The sequence below is a fragment of the Sphingobium sp. TomMM15 genome (assembly GCF_055397045.1).
In genome coordinates this window covers 245,521-262,098 of record NZ_AP027316.1, presented here as the reverse complement: position 1 = coordinate 262,098, position 16,578 = coordinate 245,521, and the positions used below count along the sequence as shown (strand labels likewise).

Sequence of the window (16,578 nt, the reverse complement as noted above, 5' to 3'; positions counted from 1 at the left end):
CATGGACCTTTCATTTCAGCATGCCCAAGCGCAGCGCATCCTGCGCCAGCGCAATCTTCTGGCAGCCGTCAGCCTTATTCTTGGAGGTTTTGCGCTTCTGCTCGTCTTCATCAGCCTGTCGCGCGACCGTGAGGTCGTGCTGCAGCCCGTGCTGCGTTCGCCGGTAACGGTGAGCAGCGCCGGCGTCAGCCGCGAGTATCTTGAGATGATTACGCGCGATGTCGTGGTGCTGACGCTGGATCGTAGCCCGCAAAATCTCGACTATTGGATGAATGCGGTGCTCAATATCACAGCCCCGCGCGTCCACGGCAAGATCAAGGCCGATCTCCTCAAGATCGTGGAAGAACAGCGCGGTTCCTCCATCGCTCAATTCTTCACCATTCAGTCAATGAAGCTCGACCCCGCCGGTCTCCACTCGGAAGTTGCAGGTGATCTCACGACCATCGTCGGCAGCAAAGTGGTCTCCAGACAGCCGCGCACCTTCCGCTACGACTGGGAATATTCTGGGCTGAGCTTGAAGCTGATCGGCTTTGGCGTCGTGGAAAAATCAGAAGGCAAGGATTGATGATGGCTTATTATGCCATTGGCAGCGCTGCTACCGGCACTGCATTTCTCTCGCGCCAGTGCATTGGCCACCGGACGCTCGGCGCGTCGCTGCTTTTGCTCGCGGCAGCGCTGGTAACAACGCCCGCATGGGCCGACCAGAATATCATCGCCGCCGACAGCGCGCAGGTGGATTGCCAGGCTTCGGCCAAGGACCTCACTCGCATCAGCCTCGTCGAGGATGAATTTGCGAGCGTCTCCAAAATCTCGACCGGCAACACTTCCGACGATTTTTCTGTGGTCAATGAACCGGTGCGCGGCGACATTTATCTCTCCGTGCCTGACGGGTTCAAGCGACCGATGCTTTCCTTTTTCGGGACCAGCAAGCGCGGCTATGTCTATAAGTTCGCTTGCCGGATCGGCGGCGAGCAAGCCGTGCAGGTCTTTGTCTCCAATCCCGCGATTGCGCGGGAGAAAGCGGCCGAAAGCGCGTCCAGCAACGCCGCGCCCGATCCCCAGGAGGCCGCCGTCCAGCTGATGCAGGCCATGTATGCCGGCGGCGCGACTGCAGGGTACGACATGGTCCAGCGTTCGCTGCGCCCCGTTTATGTCGGTGGCCTCAAGGTGCAGATGATCGCGGAATATCGAGGCGCCGACCTGACCGGCAAGGTGTTGCGCATCGAGAATAAGGGCGCCGCACACATCGAACTTAATGAAGCGACGGTTGCGCCAGCGAGCGCGCTCGCCGTCTCGATCGCTGAGCCCAAGCTTGGCCCGGGCAAGGTCACCACGGCCTATCTCGTATCGCACAATGGGAGGCAATAATGGCCCTGGCCGATCTGTTCTCGCGTAAAGCGAAATCCATCAACATGGCGAGTGATGGTGTTTCGCCCGTCGCCGCGGACCTCAACGGCAATGAGGAAGTACGCCGCAAGCAGATGACCCTGCTCGCCGGCGTGGCCGGCGTCGGCCTTATCGCCTCCTGCTTCTGGATCTTCAACGACGACAAGAAAACCGACGACGTCGAAACCGACAGCGTCACCGATGTGGATGTGTCCACCAAGGATCTCGTGAACCGCAATCTTTCCCAACAGGAGTGGATGGCGATGTCGGAGAACCAGTTCCAGGCCCAGGAAAACCAGCTCAGGGCCGTTGGCGGACAGCAGGAACGGATGGATACGCTGACCGCGCAGGTCGAGGCCCTCAAGGGCCAGAACCAAGCCATGCAGGCAGATGGGCAGCGCGTGCTCTCTGCCTATCAGGCGGAGAATGATCAGCTTAAGCGCCAGCTCTCGCAGGGCCGCCCTGCACCGGCCCCGGTAGCGGGGCCCTCCGCGCTCTATGGTCCGGGCAGCACCCAAGCCTATCAGCGCCCCGATAGTCCTGACGTTAAAGGCGGGGCCTTGGCGCTCACCCGTTCCAATGAAGTCAAGATGGTGAGCTTCGCCGGCGGCGACAGCGGCACTGCCTCCAAGGTCGAGCGGGGCAACACCGTCTATACCGACAGCCCCAATTATCTGCCACCCAACAGCTTTGCCCGTGCGCGCGTGATCGTCGGCGTGGATGCCAGCGCCGGGGTGAACAGCCAGACTGACCCGCTGCCGGTGGTGCTGCGCGTCACCGGCCCTGCCCGCTCGGTCTTCGCCAATGGCAAGCTTCTCACGACCAAGATCGAGGGCTGCCTCGTCAATGGCGCTGCGCGCGGTGATCTCTCCAGCGAGAAGGTCTATGTGAAGCTCCAGAAGATGACCTGCCCGCAGCCCGGCGGGCGCTATGCGGTGTCAGAGGTCAAGGGCTTCATCGCCTTCGCCGGCAAAACCGGCGTGCGCGGCCGCGTGGTGTCGCGCGAAGGCTCGCTCGTCACCCAGGCGTTTCTCGCCGGCTTGATGGGCGGCTTCGGTCGGGGCTTCTCTGCCAACACCAACAGCATCTTTCAGGGCACCAATATCGCCACCGACGGCAAGCGCGCGAAACTTTCGACCGGCGATATCCTCGAGGGCGGCATTGGCGAGGGCGTCGCCCAGACCGGTGACATGGTGTCCAAATATCTGATCGAGCGCGCCGAGCAATATCAGCCGGTGATCGAGATGCCGACCGGCATCGATGTCGAGATCGTCTTCCTGGAGGGTGTCTATGTCCGCAACTAAGCTGGCCCGCCGCATCGGCGGGCTTGTCCGTCCCTCGCGCGTTGTCATCGCTGCCACTGCCTGCGTCGGCCTTGCCAGCCTCGCACTCGCCACTGATGTCAGCAACGACAATAGTGCAGTTGGCGCCCTGCTGAAGGCCCGCCTGCCCAAGACCCAGGTGAGTGACGTCAACTGCGCCAAGGTCAAGGGCCTGTGCGAAATCACCGCCGGTTCCAACCTCTTTTATGTCGACAGGTCGGCGCGCTATCTCATCATCGGCCGGGTCTATGACATGGAAACGCGGCAGGACGTCACGGCAGCGCGCCTGCTGGAGATGAACCCGGACATGCTGGTTGGCGCAGCGGCATCCGCCAATGCAGCGGCAACCAGCGGCGAAGTGCAAAAGGCCGCAGCCGGCGCTGCGCGCAGCGACAATGTCGTGCCGGACACCCCGCGCATCCTGTCGCTTGCCGAACTTCCCAGGGACGGTGCGATTGTCTGGGGTAAAGCGACGGCGCCTGCGGTGACGGTCTTTTCAGATTTCCGGTGCAGCTATTGCCGCGCCCTGTCATCCGTCCTGCGCTCAATGAATGTCCGGGTGATCGAACGACCCATCTCATCGCTCGGCAGCCGTGACCTCTCCGACCGTGTCTATTGCGCACGCAACAGGGAAGAAGCCTTGCACGCCGCCTATGCCGGCGAGCCGATCAAAGCAGGTCCCGGTTGCAATACCAGCGGGCTCGATGCCAATGAAGCCTTTGCCCGCAAACATGGCCTCAATGGCACGCCGGTGATCGTGCGCGGCGATGGCGCTGTGCTGGAAGGCTATCGACCCAAGCAGTTCCTCGAAAACTGGCTGAAGGAAGGCCGGTCATGATGCGGCCCACAACGGCGCGGCCGCTTGGCGGGGCGCAGGCCCTTGCCGGCCTGCTCGCTATCGCCGCGCTGTCCGGCTGCGTGGGCCTGGGCGGAAACATCAAGGGCAGCTTCGCCTGCCAGGCTCCCGATGGCATCTGCGCGCCCAGTGCCGTGATCGACGACCGCGCCCTCGCACTGATCAGCGATGATCCATCGGTCATGCCGGCGCCCGCCGGCCCCTATCGCGACGAGGTCAAGCCACGGTCGCCGCGCGTCGCTGCGGTGCTACCCGTTCGCAGGCCAATCAACCCAACACCGGGCCGGACAAACGAACGCGTGCTGCGGATCGTCTTCCCCGCTCATATCGATGAGCGCGGGCGGCTGCATGAAGCCAGCGCCGTCCATGCCGTCGTCTCGCAGGGCGAGTGGCTGACCTGGACCGATGAGAGCGCGGCGACAGCGCGCAATGCCATGACCGCCGCGCCAGAAATGCCGAGCCTCGCCGAAGCGATGTCCAGCAAGGAGGCTGCGCCTCTCGAAGTTGACCCCAACCTCCCCGATCCCGCCATTGTCGCAGCTGCCAGAGCGCGCAAGGCGGATCCGGTGGCCGCTATCAAGGCGGATGTGTCGCAGCGACTGAAACCAACGCCGCGTGCTGCTGCCGCCACCAACATCGCCGCGCCGGCTGCGAGCAGTCAGGCCCCGTCCACCGACGCTCCCGGGCCTGCAACGCCCGCCGTGGGCCCGACGGTGCGCGCCGCCTCCTTCCCCGCAGCTGTCGCGGAGGATCAGTAATGGCAGGTTTCCTCCAGCGCCTGATGGCCAATGTCCTGGGCGATGCCGACCAACCCGACGCTGATCGGCCCGACATCGGCGTGCCGATGCTCGCCCATTGGCTACCCTATCGCAGCTATGACCCCAAGACGGGCATCTTCTACAACAGCGCCTCGCGCGGCTTCGTGCTGGAGGTCGCGCCGATGGTAGGCGCGGACGAGCGCACCGGCGAAATCCTCGCGCAGTTCATCTCCGAGGGCATTCCAACCCCTGGGTGCCTCCAGTTTCACCAATGGATGAGCCCACGCGTGGGCGAGCATCTCTCGAAATGGAACGTCCCTCGCTATCTTGCCCGCGGCGTCTATGAGCGAATGGCCAAGCATCGGGTCGAGCATCTGACGCAGGGCGTGTGGACCTCGCTTTCGGGCGATGCGCCCTTTTACCTGCGCGATCACCGCGTGGCCATTTCCTATTCGACGCCAGAGTCCTCGACCGTATCGAATGAAGAGATTGTCGGCGTCATGGACGGGATGATCTCCGCCCTCGCCTCGATCAACGTCACCGCCCGCAAGATGGACCCGGTAAAGCTCATCGCCTGGATCGACGACATCACTTCGCCCACCACCGCACCAGGAGACGATGCGGTGAGCTACAGTCCCTATGACAGCATTGCCGACCAGGCCATTCGCCGCGACATCGAAATGCGGATCGAAGCCGACAAGATCTTGCTGCGGACCGAGCGCTTCCGTCCGACCGGCAAAGAAATCGACGGAATGCCCGAAATCGGCGAAATCTATCCCGACACGTTCGACGTGCGCTCCTTCTCGGTCCGCAACCTGCCGCAGCGCTGGGCGCCCTGGGACATGACCCGCCTCATTGGCGACATGTTTACCGACAAGCTGCGCATGCCCTGCCCGGTTGCCACGAACCTGTGCATCGACTTTCCCGACATTGAAGCCGCCTCCAGCAGGGCCGGCATGAAATTTATGCGCACCACTAGCCTTGCTGACAGCAAGTCGGCCCGATTCCTGCCCCAGCTCAAGGAGCAGAGCCAGGAATGGGCTCGCGTGAATGAGGAGCTCAAGCAAGGCAGCAAGCTCGTCAAACTCTTCTATTCGGTCACCGCCTTCTCGCCGCAGGGCAAGGGCGATGCCCATGAGCGGGTATTGAAATCCGTGTACCGCGCTTGCGGCTGGGATCTGCTCGACGACCGCTATCTGCAGATCATGGGGCTGCTTTGCGCCATGCCGATGACCATGGCTAACGGCCTCGCCAAGGATCTCGCCCGCATGAAGCGGATGCGCACCATGCTCACCACCACCGCCGCGACCCTCGCGCCGATCCAGGGCGAATATCTTGGTGGCAGCGTGCCGCACATGCTGCTGATCGGCAGGCGCGGCCAGCCCTTCTTCTGGTCTCCTTTCGAAAATGCCGCCGGCAATCACAATGTCGCGGTGTTCGGCAAATCGGGGTCGGGAAAGTCGGTCGCGCTACAAGAGCTGTGTGCATCGCTCTGCGGCGCGGGCGCGCGCGTGGTTGTGATCGATGACGGACGCTCGTTTGAGCATTCCGCCAAGCTCCAGGGCGGCGCCTTTGTCGAATTCACGATGTCGTCGGGCTTTTGCCTTAACCCCTTCAGCATGATCGACATCGAGCTCGCTGCGCGGGACGAGGATTATCTGCTCGATTGCATGGCGATGCTGAAGGCGATCGTAAACCAGATGGCTCGGCATATCGACACGCTCAACGACACCGAGCGCGGGTTGATCGACGGCGCGGTCAATGAGGTGTGGGAAGCGGAGGGTCGGGACGGCTCGATCGACGCCGTCATTGCGGCGCTGGAGCGAACCGGCATTGAGCTTGCCACCAATCTCGCCATCGCCATGCGGCCCTTCTCTTCGAAAGGGACATACGGCAAATTCTTCGAAGGCGAGGCGTCGTTCGAACTGTCAGCGCAGCTTACCGTGTTCGAACTTTCCGATCTCTCTTCCCGGGAAGAACTGCGCAGCGTGGTGCTGACCGCCATCATGTTCATGGCGCAGCAGATGATGCGCAAGGTCGATCGCGCGACGCCTAAAGCGCTGTTGCTGGACGAAGCCTGGCAGATGTTGCGCGGGGGCGCGATGGCTGACTTCATCGAAACCTATGCGCGCACCTGTCGTAAATATGGAGCCTCGCTGGTGACCGCGACCCAATCGCTCAATGATTATTATAAGTCTGCTGGCTCGATTGCTGCGCTCGAGAATAGTGACTGGTTCATGATCCTCCAGCAGAAGCCGGAAACCATCGCGGACTTCAAAAAGCATGATCGCTTCGAGATGGACGATTATACCGACGCCTTGCTGCGCTCCCTAAAGCGCAACGGCTTTGAATATTCCGACATCATGATCAAAGGGCCGGACACGCTGGCAGTCGGCCGGTTGGTGCTCGACCCCTATTCCGCCACCCTCTTCTCCTCCAGCCCAAAGACCTTCGCGGCGATCGAGACGATGATGCAGCGCGGGCTCGCCATGGAGGAAGCGATCGAGCGCATGGCCTATCCCGACAGTCCTGAAAGATGGACGAGCAGCACCCCAGCGGCATTCGCCCTGGCGGCGGAGTGAAGGCATGGCGATACCCTTCGAACAGCCTCACTCCTTTGATTGGCGGCACGCGGCCTATTGCCTGCTGCATGTCACCGGTATGGTCGCGTCCACGCTGCTCATGAGCTGGGGCCTCCTTGTCCTCTTCTTCCTGATGCTCGGGGATTTCAGCTTCGACGGGCTGATGCACCAGCTTCATAATCTGACCTCACGCTACATCGTTGCCGATCGCGCGCGCGCGGCCGCCTTCTTTGCGCTCTTTGGCCTTGTCCAGCTATTCTTGGTCGTCTGCCTCCTCCTTTTCCGCCGCCATTCGATCATGCCGCGCCGCGCGCCGCGCAGGAGCCATCCCTATGCCTGAGCAAGACCAACTCCACTTGCCCCATATTCCCGTTCCTCAAGCTACGCCCGCGCCAGACGAACAGCCGCGCCCCCAGGCGATCTTTGCCGGTCTCACCCGATCCCAGATCGCCGCTGGCGCCCTCATCGTGGCTGCAGTGGTCTGGGGCATGTGGGTCACCAAGACGCTGCTGACGCCTGCCCAAGACCATATCGTATCCGCGCGCCTGTCCGCGATTGTCGGCGATTACGTTCAGGCGCAGGCCCGCTCCGCCACGACGCCCGATCGGGTCGAAGGCGAGATGCGGCGGTTCATGGCAGCGCTCGACAAGGAGGTTCAGCGCCGCTCCGACAGAGGCGAGATTGTCATGGTCGGAGAAGCGGTGCTGACCAAAAATGTTCCTGACATCACGGACAGCATCAAGAAGGCGGTTTATGCCTCAGGCGTTCCCTATCCGCGCCAGGCCTCCGCGCAGCAGATGCAGGCGATGTCGCGCCAGCCAAGCGCCATCCCCTCCGCCGCGCCTCTCCCGTCCGCGCCGATCGCCATGACGGCGGACGACGCGAGCGCGTCGCCCTTTACCCCTTCCCCCGCGGATGCTCCGCCAGCTCCCGCCTATGGAGGCTTTGATGGCACAAGCGGTCAGTGAAGCGCGGGCCACTCGCTTGCGACCACGCTGGGATTTGTGGGGCGCCATCGGCCTCAGCCTCGTGGCGGTTTGCGGCTACAGGGCGATGAGCCAATGGCGCGATGCCCATGCCTTCCTGATCAACAGGACGGACTCCCTGCCCAATTGGGCGTTCGTCATCCATAAGACCAAGGTCCCGCTGCGAGGCGACCATATCTTCTTCATACCCCCGCAGACCGCGCTGGTGCGGCGGCATTTTGGGGCGAGGCCGCAGCCTTTTGGCAAGATTGTCTATGGCCTCCCCGGTGATGTGGTGAGCCATGACGGCTCCGCCGTCGCCATCAACGGGAAGCCCGTCGCGCGGATGAAGCCGAAGACGCGGCTGGGCGAGCCTTTGATTCCCGGTGCGACCGGGCCGGTTCCGGCCGGCTGCTATTATGTCGGTACGCCGCACAAGGACGGGTTCGACAGTCGCTATGCGCAGATCGGCTTTGTCTGCGCCCGTCAGATTATCGGCACGGGGGTCCCAATCCTATGAGAACAGCGCTGGCGGGAATGACGGGCGCGACCGCCCTGCTGGGCGCGCTGTTGGTGATCGAGCCGATGCGGGGACAGGCGAAGGATTATGGCCTGGCCGGGCAGACCTTCCCTGTGATCGAGCCCGATCTGCTCGCCACCATCGAAGCCCGGTTGAAGCGAGCAGAGGCTTCAGGGGAAATGGCACGGATAAACGCGCAATTTGCCAAGCGCGCGGCGGCCAAGGTTCGACGGCCCGATCCGGTGGCCGGCATCACCACGACAGAGCGGGCTCGGACCTGGGACTATGACCCATCCGTCACGCTGGAGCAGGACATTCGGGATCAGCAGGGCCAGCTGATCGCGGCCGCTGGACAGCGGATCAACCCACTCGATTTCGTGACCATCCGCCAGGACCTCGTGTTCATCGACGGTGACAATATAGCCCAACTGGATTGGGCGACAGCCCGCTACAGCGATAGCCAGGCCAAGATCATCCTCGTTGCCGGATCGCCGATCGAGGAAATGACCCGCCGCCAGCGCCGCTTCTATTTCGACCAGGAAGGCCGCCTCTGCGACAAGTTCGGGATCGAGCATGTCCCGGCGGTGGTGAAGCCAGCGGGCAAGCTTATGCGCGTAAGCGAAATCTTGTTGCCTAAGCGACAGGCGAGCTGATGCCGCTCTGGCTCGACCTGATGCGCACGCCCATGGCGGCGCCCGAGACGCGCCGCCTGCAGCGGATGCGGATCGCCTGGCAACTCCTCTGCCTCTTCACCGCGCTAAGCGTGGAACTTATTGGGCCGCTGCGAGCGGTGCTTGGCCAAGGCGCCCCTGGTCTCGCCGCGGTACTGATCGTGCTTACCCTCATCCAGAGCCTGGTCTATTGGGTGGCGAAGCAGCGCGCGGACAACGCCCTTCTTGATCTGAAGGAGCCGTCGGAATGACCCGGCTGCTGCGGCGCGCCATGCTGGTCCTCTCGGCCGCCCTGCTGGGCTTTGCCCTATCGCCCGAAGCGCAGGCCGCGCCCACATGCAACGGCAAGTTCGTCAATCCCATCACCGACGTGTGCTGGTCCTGCCTCTTTCCGCTGTCGGTCGGGGGGCTGAAGATTTGGCCAGGCAACCGCCCGGATGCGTCCAACCCCTCCTCCCCGATCTGCGCTTGCACTGATCCGATTCCCCGCATTGGCATCTCGGTTGGCTTCTGGGAGCCTGCGCGGCTCGCCGATGTCACGATGAAGCCCTGGTGCTTCCCCAATCTTGGCGGCGTGCGCATTGCCCCGGGGTTCGACATCGGCCAGGGCTATATGGCGGGGCCTTCGGTGGTTGGCGGTCGTTCACAAAGCACCGCCAAATGGCATGTCCACTGGTATGTCTATCCGCTGCTCTACTGGATGGAGCTGCTCACGGATTTCGTCTGTTTCGAGCAGGCGAGCTTCGACATCGCCTATATGACCGAGGTCGATCCGCTCTGGCAGGATGATGCGCTCTCCGGCCTCATCAATCCTGAAGCCATCGTCTTTGCCAATCCCATCGCGCAAGCCGCCTGCGCCGCTGACTGCGTGACCGCGACTGCCGCCATGCCGATTGACACGCTGTTCTGGTGCGCGGGTTGCCAGGGAAGCATGTACCCCATGAACGGCAACATCCCTTCCTCGATCGGCCATGTTCAGTCCTCGCGGCTCGCGCTCTCCCGCTTTGCCTACAAGATGCATCGTCAGGCGCTCGCATGGGGAACGATGGGATCAAAGGGCCTGTGCGAAAAATATGTCATGCCGATCATGCGCAAGCAGCAATATCGCTTTCAGATGGTGAACCCGATCCCGACGGTGTCGGGCCGCTACGCCTGCTCCTCCATCGGTACGTCCACCATGCCCCCTGGTGCCGGGCGCGCCTATCCCGCCGGCGGGGAGGATATGGGCTATCTCGTTTGGAGGAAGAGGAATTGCTGTGTCTTCTAAGCAGCGTTCGCCCGAGCGGCGAGGGAAGCGCACAATGAGCGGAACCTGGGCGCGGATCGGCGTCGGCGCGCTGCTTGGCACAGCCGGGATTTCGGCGCTGCTGGCGCAGACCGTCAACGGCCTCGATGTTCAGGCCATCAAGGCGCGCGCCGCCGAACTCCAAAGCGATGCGGAAGCCTTCGTCAACCACGTCAAGGATCGCGGCGACGCGTTCCGCGATGAGGCTCTGGCTGTTCAGCAGGGCGGCACCGAGAATATGCGCCGGGTCGCTTCCAGCGATCTGCCCAAGGGGCCGGACGGCGCGATCGATTTCGATGCGATCGTTGCCGGCGCTGCGACCAACCTCGAGGGCAAGCCAGGTGAAGCGCCGCAGTTCATTGCCTTTGCCAGCCTCTCCATGCCGCCTGCGTCATTGAAGCAGATGGTCCACGATGTCGCCGAGGCCGGGGGCATCGTCGTGTTCCGGGGCTTCCCCAATAACAGCATGAAGACCTTCTCGACCGCATTGGCCAATGTCGTCGACGCGAGCGACCTCGCCAATATCGGCATCGATCCTCGGCTGTTCCGCGCCTTCGATGTGCAGGCCGTGCCGACCTATGTCGCTGTGTCATCCGATTTTGATCCCTGTTCGGGCTTCCACTGCGTGAGCGCCGTTCCGCCCTATGACCGGATGACCGGCAATGTGACCGCGCAATATGCGCTGGGCAGTTTCGTCGATGGCAATGGCCCTGGCGCGCGTGTCGCCGCGATCGCCCTGGCCAACATGAAGCGTGGCCGGCGATGAAACGGCTCGCCTCCCTACTTGCCTTGGTCCTGTTGGGCGCGGCTGTGCCCACGCCTGCGCAGATGACCGGCAGGCAAGCGCGTGACGAGGGCAAGGCGCTCGGCACCGCGATGCGCAGCGATGAAGCTTGGATTCCCAAGGACGATAGCCAAGCAGCGATCGTGCCCGGCTATCAGGGCACGGACCTGCCGCAGGCGGACTATTTCAGCGATCCCCAAAGGCTAGCCAGTGAGGCAGCCGCACTTAAAGGGTCGAGTGAGGTCTACCAGATCACGACCGACGCCAACAAAAGCCGCCCCAGCTTCTCAGCTGAGGAGATCAAGGCGGTTACGGCCAAAGCGTCAGCCATCGAGAATGATCCCTCCACGCAGCTGGGCGGCGAGAGCATCAGCGGCGGCAGTGGCGAGTGCAAACCCCTGCCCGCCGATGAAAGCCAGATCTTCTATGACGCGACATGCGACACCGGCGCCGTCGTCAATTCGGTGCCGTCGCAGACCGTCTATAGCTGCCCACCTGGTTGGACGCTGGGCGGCACGAACTGCTCGATGGTCGAGACCGTCCCCGCCGGTATCCGCTATAGCTGCGATGCGGACTGGACCTTGACGGGGTCGCAATGCGCGCAGACCCAGCAAGCCAACGTCAGCGCCTATAGCTGCCCCTCCGGTTGGACATTGAATGGCAGCCGGTGCAGCCGGAGCCTCACGCAGAGCGCCGATCAGACTGGCTTCAGCTGCCCAAGCGACTATCACTTGGTCGGCTCGGTCTGCCAGACGACCGTCATCACCGGCGCAACCCCGTTCTATTCCTGCCCTGCCGACTTCTCGCTGTCGGGCACGCTGTGTGTCCGCAACTTCAGCTACGCGGCCACGGCAATCTATAGCTGCGAGGCGGGATGGACTTTGAACGGTACGACCTGCAGCCGCCAAGTGTCGCAGCCGGCTGCTGAAAGCTATTCCTGCCCGCCGGGCTATAGCCTTGAGAATGGGACCTGCTCGCAAAGCGCGAATTATGCGGCGACCGCGACCTATAGCTGCCCCAATGGCGGGACCGTCCAGGGCAGCCAATGTGTGACGACCAACACCACGTCGGCAACGCCCGCTTATGCCTGCCCCTATTATTATTATAATCCATCAGGCTTTGCCGGCGGTCCGCACTGCGTCATGCGCAAGGCCGAGTTTGCAAACAGGAAGTGCGCCCCTACCAGCACCAATCCGGGCAGCATCGAATTTCTGCGCGAAGAGAAGAAATATGGCGACAGCTGGTGCCTCTACAAGCCGCTGACCACCTATACATGTCCGAGTGCATTGTGGAATTTCGATCCCGCCTATAATCAGTGCGTCTCGAACGTCGTTCAAAACGGCGTCGTGACCTACACTTGCCCGCAGGGCGGTGTCTTACAGGGCACGACCTGCTATCGCACCAACGTGACCGGCGCGACCGTCACTCATGTCTGCCCACCCGACTATACGTTATCGGGGCAAACATGCGTGAAATCTGAATTCCGCCAGGCCAACGTCCACTATAGCTGCCCGAGCAGCGACACGCTGTCGGGCACGACCTGCAGTGTGAACGAGCAGATCGCAGCATCGGTCAGCTATTCTTGCCCTGCTGGCTATGACCTCAGCGGCACAGCCTGTTCTCGCACGTACAGCATGCCCGGCACGCCGGTCTATGTATGCCCAACCGGCTATGCACTAAGTGGCACGACCTGCACCCGTGTCGAAGATCAGGCGGCTTCCCCGATTTATTCTTGCCCGACTGGGTTCGTGCTGTCGGGATCGCAATGCACCGCAACCGTCGCCGCGCAGCCCACCTATTATTGCCCGGCCAATTTCACCCTATCCGGCCAGAGCTGCTCCCAGACCCACAGCCAGCCCGCTTCCTCGCACCAGCAATGTCCGGAAGGATCCAACACCAACCCCGGCGGCAGCTGCTATACCGAAGATCCGCAAAGTGACTGCGGCGCGCTCCAGGCCAATCCCCAGTGCAGCTGGAAATATGACAATTGCCTTGACGACAACCCCTCGGCCGACGGCTGCAAGATGATGGAGAAAGTCTATCGCTGCCCGGTGCCGGGCGGGACGGTCCAGCAACCGCCCAAATATGTCTGCGGCGATGATGTCTACTGCATCAATGGCGATTGCGAGGCGATCAACCGGGAGGCATCGAGCGAGTTTAAGGACGCGCTCACCGCGCTGCACGCGATCGATATGGCGGGCAAGGATTTCGATCCTGACGACATGCATGTGTTCCCGGGCACCCGCGATACCTGCCACAAACCCATTTTCGGCGTCGTCAATTGCTGCGCAGGCAAAGTGTCCGGCATGTTGCCCTTGGGGATTGGCGGCGCCGCGCTCGCAGGCGCGATCAGCGGCAATGTCGCCGCACTGGCCGGGGTCGCCACGCAGTTTCTCACCACCTTCCTATGCTCGACCGAAGAAAAGATGCTCGACGTCAAGGATCGCATGGGCTTTTGCACCTTCGTTGGCAGCTATTGCTCCTCCAGCATCCTGGGGGTCTGCGAGACGAAGCGGAAGACCTATTGCTGCTTTGAAAGCAAGCTCTCGCGCATTCTCCAGGAGCAGGGCCGACCGCAGATCAGCAAGCCGTTCGGCAAACCTAAGGCCGAGCAGTGCGAGGGCTTCACCGTCGAGGAGTTCTCGCGACTTGACCTCTCGGTGATGGACTTCACCGATGTCTATTCCGACTTCATGGACGCGGCGCGAATGCCCGACGAAGTCCAGACGATGAACGACATTCAACAGAAGATACAGGACTATTATGAACTGCATAGTCGGTGATCTCCGCTCTCGCGCGCAGCCCTTCGGGCGGAATATGACCGCCTTCGAACTGGCTGTGTTTGTCTGCATCTATCGCAACAACGCGCCGCTCTGGCGCGACAAAAAGCGCAAGGAAGTGAGCCTCTGGTTTGAGCACATGGTGGCTCCAGCTGAACTCAAGGCTTGCCTCGATCATATGCTCGCACGCGGATGGCTGCTCCAGCGCGGCGTTCGGTTGCGCGCGAGCAATGAGGGCCGCGCCATCGCCCGGCCGCTGATGAACGGGCTCATTCGCATGCTGGATCAGGGCACACGCCTGCTCGACGTCTCCCTGATGTTGTCCATCCTGCGGCTGACCCATGACCAGCTAGGCAGCCCGGTTGCGGAGGACCGCTCATGAAAGCGATGGGAATGACGATGCTGCTACTGGCCCTTGCGCCGCTGGCAGCGCCTGCGCGCGCGCAGGAGGCTGGCGGTGTTGATGCCGCCGACAGGCAGGGCCAGGGCGACGACTTCTATTGCGGTGAGCGCCGGCTCGGCCATTGGTTCTATTGCAGCAAGCCCAAGGCCCCACAACGCAAGGCATCCGAGGCGCCGAAGGCAAGCGCTGCCGATCGCATGGCTGCGATCACCAAGGAACTGGATGAGCTCAAGGCCAAGGCGATCCTGGAACCGACAGAGGCCAATGTGATCGCCTATGTCCGGTTCCAACGCGAGCAGCTCGATCGCGCCTCGACCTTCTCCGACACCTGGCAGCGCGCGCTGTGGCAGAATCCCGACCTCGACTATACCCTTCAGCGGCCAGTGAGCACGGTGGGCAAGCGCGCCTGGCTCGACAACCGCAAGGCCGACCGCGATGCGGTGCTCACCAATCTTGGGCAGCGCTATGGCCTCTTCTATTTCTACGCCCAGAGCTGCGGTGCCTGCGACATATTCGCACCGATCCTGCGCTCGGTCGCCGATAGCCACCGCATGGCGGTGATGGCAGTTTCGATGGATGGCGGGCCTAGCCGCGATTTCCCCAACTATGTGGTCGATACCGGGCAGCGCGCGCGCATGGGCGTACCCGGCAGCGAAACGCCGGCGCTGGTGCTGTTCGACACGGCGACCAAGCGGGCCATACCGGTCGGGTTCGGCATCCTTTCGGGCGACGAGATCATGGACCGCATCTTCATGCTGACCAACACCAAGGTGGGGAGCGACTTCTGATGGAGCAGGATTGCAAGCCCGGCCGCGTTCGCCGTTTGCTGACCAGCGCGGGATCGACCGTCGGGATGATGGCCGCCGCGCATTTCGCTGTGACTGGCGTAGCTAACGCCAATGTCGCCTCGGAAATGAACAATTTCTTCAGCGAAGCGGGTGGCGCTGCCAATGTCACTGGCCCCTCTGCCTTCCAGGGCCAGTCAGCCGGCTATTATTCCATGGGCAATGTCTGGACGCGGTTCCCGCAGAAAAGCGTGTCGCCCTTCAACCTCCAGCTTCCCAGTGCGCGGGCAGGCTGCGGCGGCATCGATCTCTTCTCAGGCTCCTTCTCCTTTATAAATGCCTCGGAGATCGTGGCGATGCTGAAGGCGACGGCCAATAATGCGCTGGGGTTCGCGTTCAAGCTCGCGATCGACTCCGTCTCCCCCGAGATCGGCAAGGTGATGGACGAGTTTAGTCAGAAGGCGCAGCTCTTGAATCAGATGAACATCTCCAGCTGCGAAACGGCGCAGGCGCTGGTCGGCGGCATCTGGCCGACCATGGACACCACCCGAGCGACGATCTGCGAGGCCGTGGGTAATTCTCAAGGCGTCTTCTCCGACTGGGCCGCCTCCCGGCAAGGCTGCAACAATGGCGGCAGTCGTGACAGCACGATCGCGGGCAATAGCGACGCCGCCATGAAGGACCAGCTGGTGGGCGAAAACCACAATTACACCTGGGAAGCGCTCAAGAAATCCGCAAAATTTGGCGCCTTCGATCAGGATTTCTCGGAATATATCATGACCCTGGTCGGCACCATCGTCACCCGGCCATCGACCAGCGCCAACGCCGGCGGCAATGTCGTAATGTTCGGCCCGGCCGAAGACGCCGTGGTCACCGCCTTGCTTGACGGGACGCAGAATGCTCCGGCGGTCAAGGTGCTCAAATGCAATGACAGCAATTGCTATGATGTGGGGGAAACCACCCTTTCGGTTCCCGCATCCGCAGCGCTGCGTCCCCGCATCCGGCAGATGATCAGCAATATGAGCATGAAGGCCCGCACCAACGGCACGCTGACGGCTGCCGAGAAGCAGCTGCTCAACATGGCGACGATCCCCCTTTACAAGATCCTGACGGTGCAGGCGTTCGCGCATAACGCGCTGACCGATGGAGAGATTGAAGCCCTCTCCGAAATCGTGGCGGTCGACATATTGAATGCCATGCTCGATAATATGCTCGATCGGGTTGAGCAGTCCAAGGTCCATTATCAGACGGCCGATCAGGCAACGGCCGAGCAGTGGAAGGCGCAGATCGCTGCCACCCGGCAGAAGTTCGCGCAGCGCGAGGTGAAGCTCAATAACAAGCTGCAGCTCACCTATCAGGTCATCAACCGAAGCGTGTTTTTGGAGTCCACACTGCAAAATACGATGTCGCCGGGCATGGCGGCAGCGCTCAACTTCTCGCGCGGCCTGAACGCGCAAGGCATCCGATAAGAGACGAACCGG

General features: G+C 62.3%; 16 protein-coding genes and 1 pseudogene. All 17 read left to right on the top strand.

All coding sequences use genetic code 11. The features are described from left to right. The first annotated feature begins 1 nt into the window (after position 1). The 17 genes and pseudogenes from ACZ51H_RS18165 (at position 2) to ACZ51H_RS18085 (ending at position 16,566) form a co-directional block, all read left to right on the top strand. Positions 2 to 565, top strand: coding sequence for a type IV conjugative transfer system protein TraE (locus ACZ51H_RS18165; protein ID WP_464803572.1), 564 nt, complete (start codon positions 2 to 4; stop codon positions 563 to 565). Beyond that, the gene (locus tag ACZ51H_RS18160; RefSeq protein WP_464803571.1) at positions 565 to 1,368 is read left to right on the top strand and encodes a type-F conjugative transfer system secretin TraK; all 804 of its coding nucleotides are present in this window, start codon (positions 565 to 567) and stop codon (positions 1,366 to 1,368) included. Before ACZ51H_RS18165 ends, ACZ51H_RS18160 begins: the two co-directional genes overlap by 1 nt. Continuing rightward, entirely contained in the window at positions 1,368 to 2,690 is a 1,323-nt protein-coding gene (locus ACZ51H_RS18155; RefSeq protein WP_464803570.1) for a TrbI/VirB10 family protein, read from the top strand. The genes ACZ51H_RS18160 and ACZ51H_RS18155 overlap by 1 nt, the downstream gene beginning before the upstream one ends. Further along, positions 2,677 to 3,546, top strand: a complete 870-nt coding sequence (locus tag ACZ51H_RS18150) for a DsbC family protein (RefSeq protein WP_464803569.1) — start codon at positions 2,677 to 2,679, stop codon at positions 3,544 to 3,546. The genes ACZ51H_RS18155 and ACZ51H_RS18150 overlap by 14 nt, the downstream gene beginning before the upstream one ends. Further along, positions 3,543 to 4,322: a TraV family lipoprotein gene (locus ACZ51H_RS18145; RefSeq protein WP_464803568.1), complete on the top strand. Its 780-nt coding sequence runs from the start codon at positions 3,543 to 3,545 to the stop codon at positions 4,320 to 4,322. Before ACZ51H_RS18150 ends, ACZ51H_RS18145 begins: the two co-directional genes overlap by 4 nt. Next, positions 4,322 to 6,904, top strand: a complete 2,583-nt coding sequence (traC, locus tag ACZ51H_RS18140; protein ID WP_464803567.1) for a type IV secretion system protein TraC — start codon at positions 4,322 to 4,324, stop codon at positions 6,902 to 6,904. The genes ACZ51H_RS18145 and traC overlap by 1 nt, the downstream gene beginning before the upstream one ends. A 4-nt stretch (positions 6,905 to 6,908) precedes the next feature. Then, positions 6,909 to 7,244 carry a hypothetical protein gene (locus tag ACZ51H_RS18135; RefSeq protein ID WP_464803566.1) on the top strand — a complete coding sequence of 112 codons (336 nt, stop codon included), beginning with the start codon at positions 6,909 to 6,911 and terminating at the stop codon, positions 7,242 to 7,244. Next, on the top strand, positions 7,237 to 7,872 hold the full coding sequence (locus tag ACZ51H_RS18130) for a type-F conjugative transfer system protein TrbI (protein WP_464803565.1): 636 nt from the start codon (positions 7,237 to 7,239) through the stop codon (positions 7,870 to 7,872). The genes ACZ51H_RS18135 and ACZ51H_RS18130 overlap by 8 nt, the downstream gene beginning before the upstream one ends. Further along, a complete protein-coding gene (locus ACZ51H_RS18125; RefSeq protein ID WP_464803564.1) occupies positions 7,853 to 8,389 on the top strand; it encodes a S26 family signal peptidase in 537 nt (178 codons plus the stop codon). The genes ACZ51H_RS18130 and ACZ51H_RS18125 overlap by 20 nt, the downstream gene beginning before the upstream one ends. Continuing rightward, on the top strand, positions 8,386 to 9,042 hold the full coding sequence (gene traW / locus ACZ51H_RS18120) for a type-F conjugative transfer system protein TraW (protein WP_464803563.1): 657 nt from the start codon (positions 8,386 to 8,388) through the stop codon (positions 9,040 to 9,042). The genes ACZ51H_RS18125 and traW overlap by 4 nt, the downstream gene beginning before the upstream one ends. Beyond that, entirely contained in the window at positions 9,042 to 9,311 is a 270-nt protein-coding gene (locus ACZ51H_RS18115; RefSeq protein WP_464803562.1) for a hypothetical protein, read from the top strand. Before traW ends, ACZ51H_RS18115 begins: the two co-directional genes overlap by 1 nt. A gap of 20 nt (positions 9,312 to 9,331) precedes the next feature. Continuing rightward, positions 9,332 to 10,327: a conjugal transfer pilus assembly protein TraU gene (gene traU / locus ACZ51H_RS18110; protein ID WP_464803713.1), complete on the top strand. Its 996-nt coding sequence runs from the start codon at positions 9,332 to 9,334 to the stop codon at positions 10,325 to 10,327. Between the two features lie 34 nt (positions 10,328 to 10,361). Then, the gene (gene trbC, locus ACZ51H_RS18105) at positions 10,362 to 11,111 is read left to right on the top strand and encodes a type-F conjugative transfer system pilin assembly protein TrbC (RefSeq protein WP_464803561.1); all 750 of its coding nucleotides are present in this window, start codon (positions 10,362 to 10,364) and stop codon (positions 11,109 to 11,111) included. Between the two features lie 1,931 nt (positions 11,112 to 13,042). Next, a pseudogene (locus ACZ51H_RS18100) lies at positions 13,043 to 13,912 on the top strand (conjugal transfer protein TraN); the annotation flags it as partial. 34 nt (positions 13,913 to 13,946) lie between these two features. Continuing rightward, entirely contained in the window at positions 13,947 to 14,291 is a 345-nt protein-coding gene (locus ACZ51H_RS18095) for a hypothetical protein (RefSeq protein ID WP_464803560.1), read from the top strand. Positions 14,292 to 14,308: 17 nt separating this feature from the next. Beyond that, positions 14,309 to 15,100: a conjugal transfer protein TraF gene (locus ACZ51H_RS18090; protein WP_464803712.1), complete on the top strand. Its 792-nt coding sequence runs from the start codon at positions 14,309 to 14,311 to the stop codon at positions 15,098 to 15,100. Positions 15,101 to 15,165: 65 nt separating this feature from the next. Beyond that, complete coding sequence (locus tag ACZ51H_RS18085; RefSeq protein WP_464803711.1) at positions 15,166 to 16,566, top strand: conjugal transfer protein TraH; 1,401 nt, start codon at positions 15,166 to 15,168, stop codon at positions 16,564 to 16,566. Positions 16,567 to 16,578: the final 12 nt, after the last annotated feature.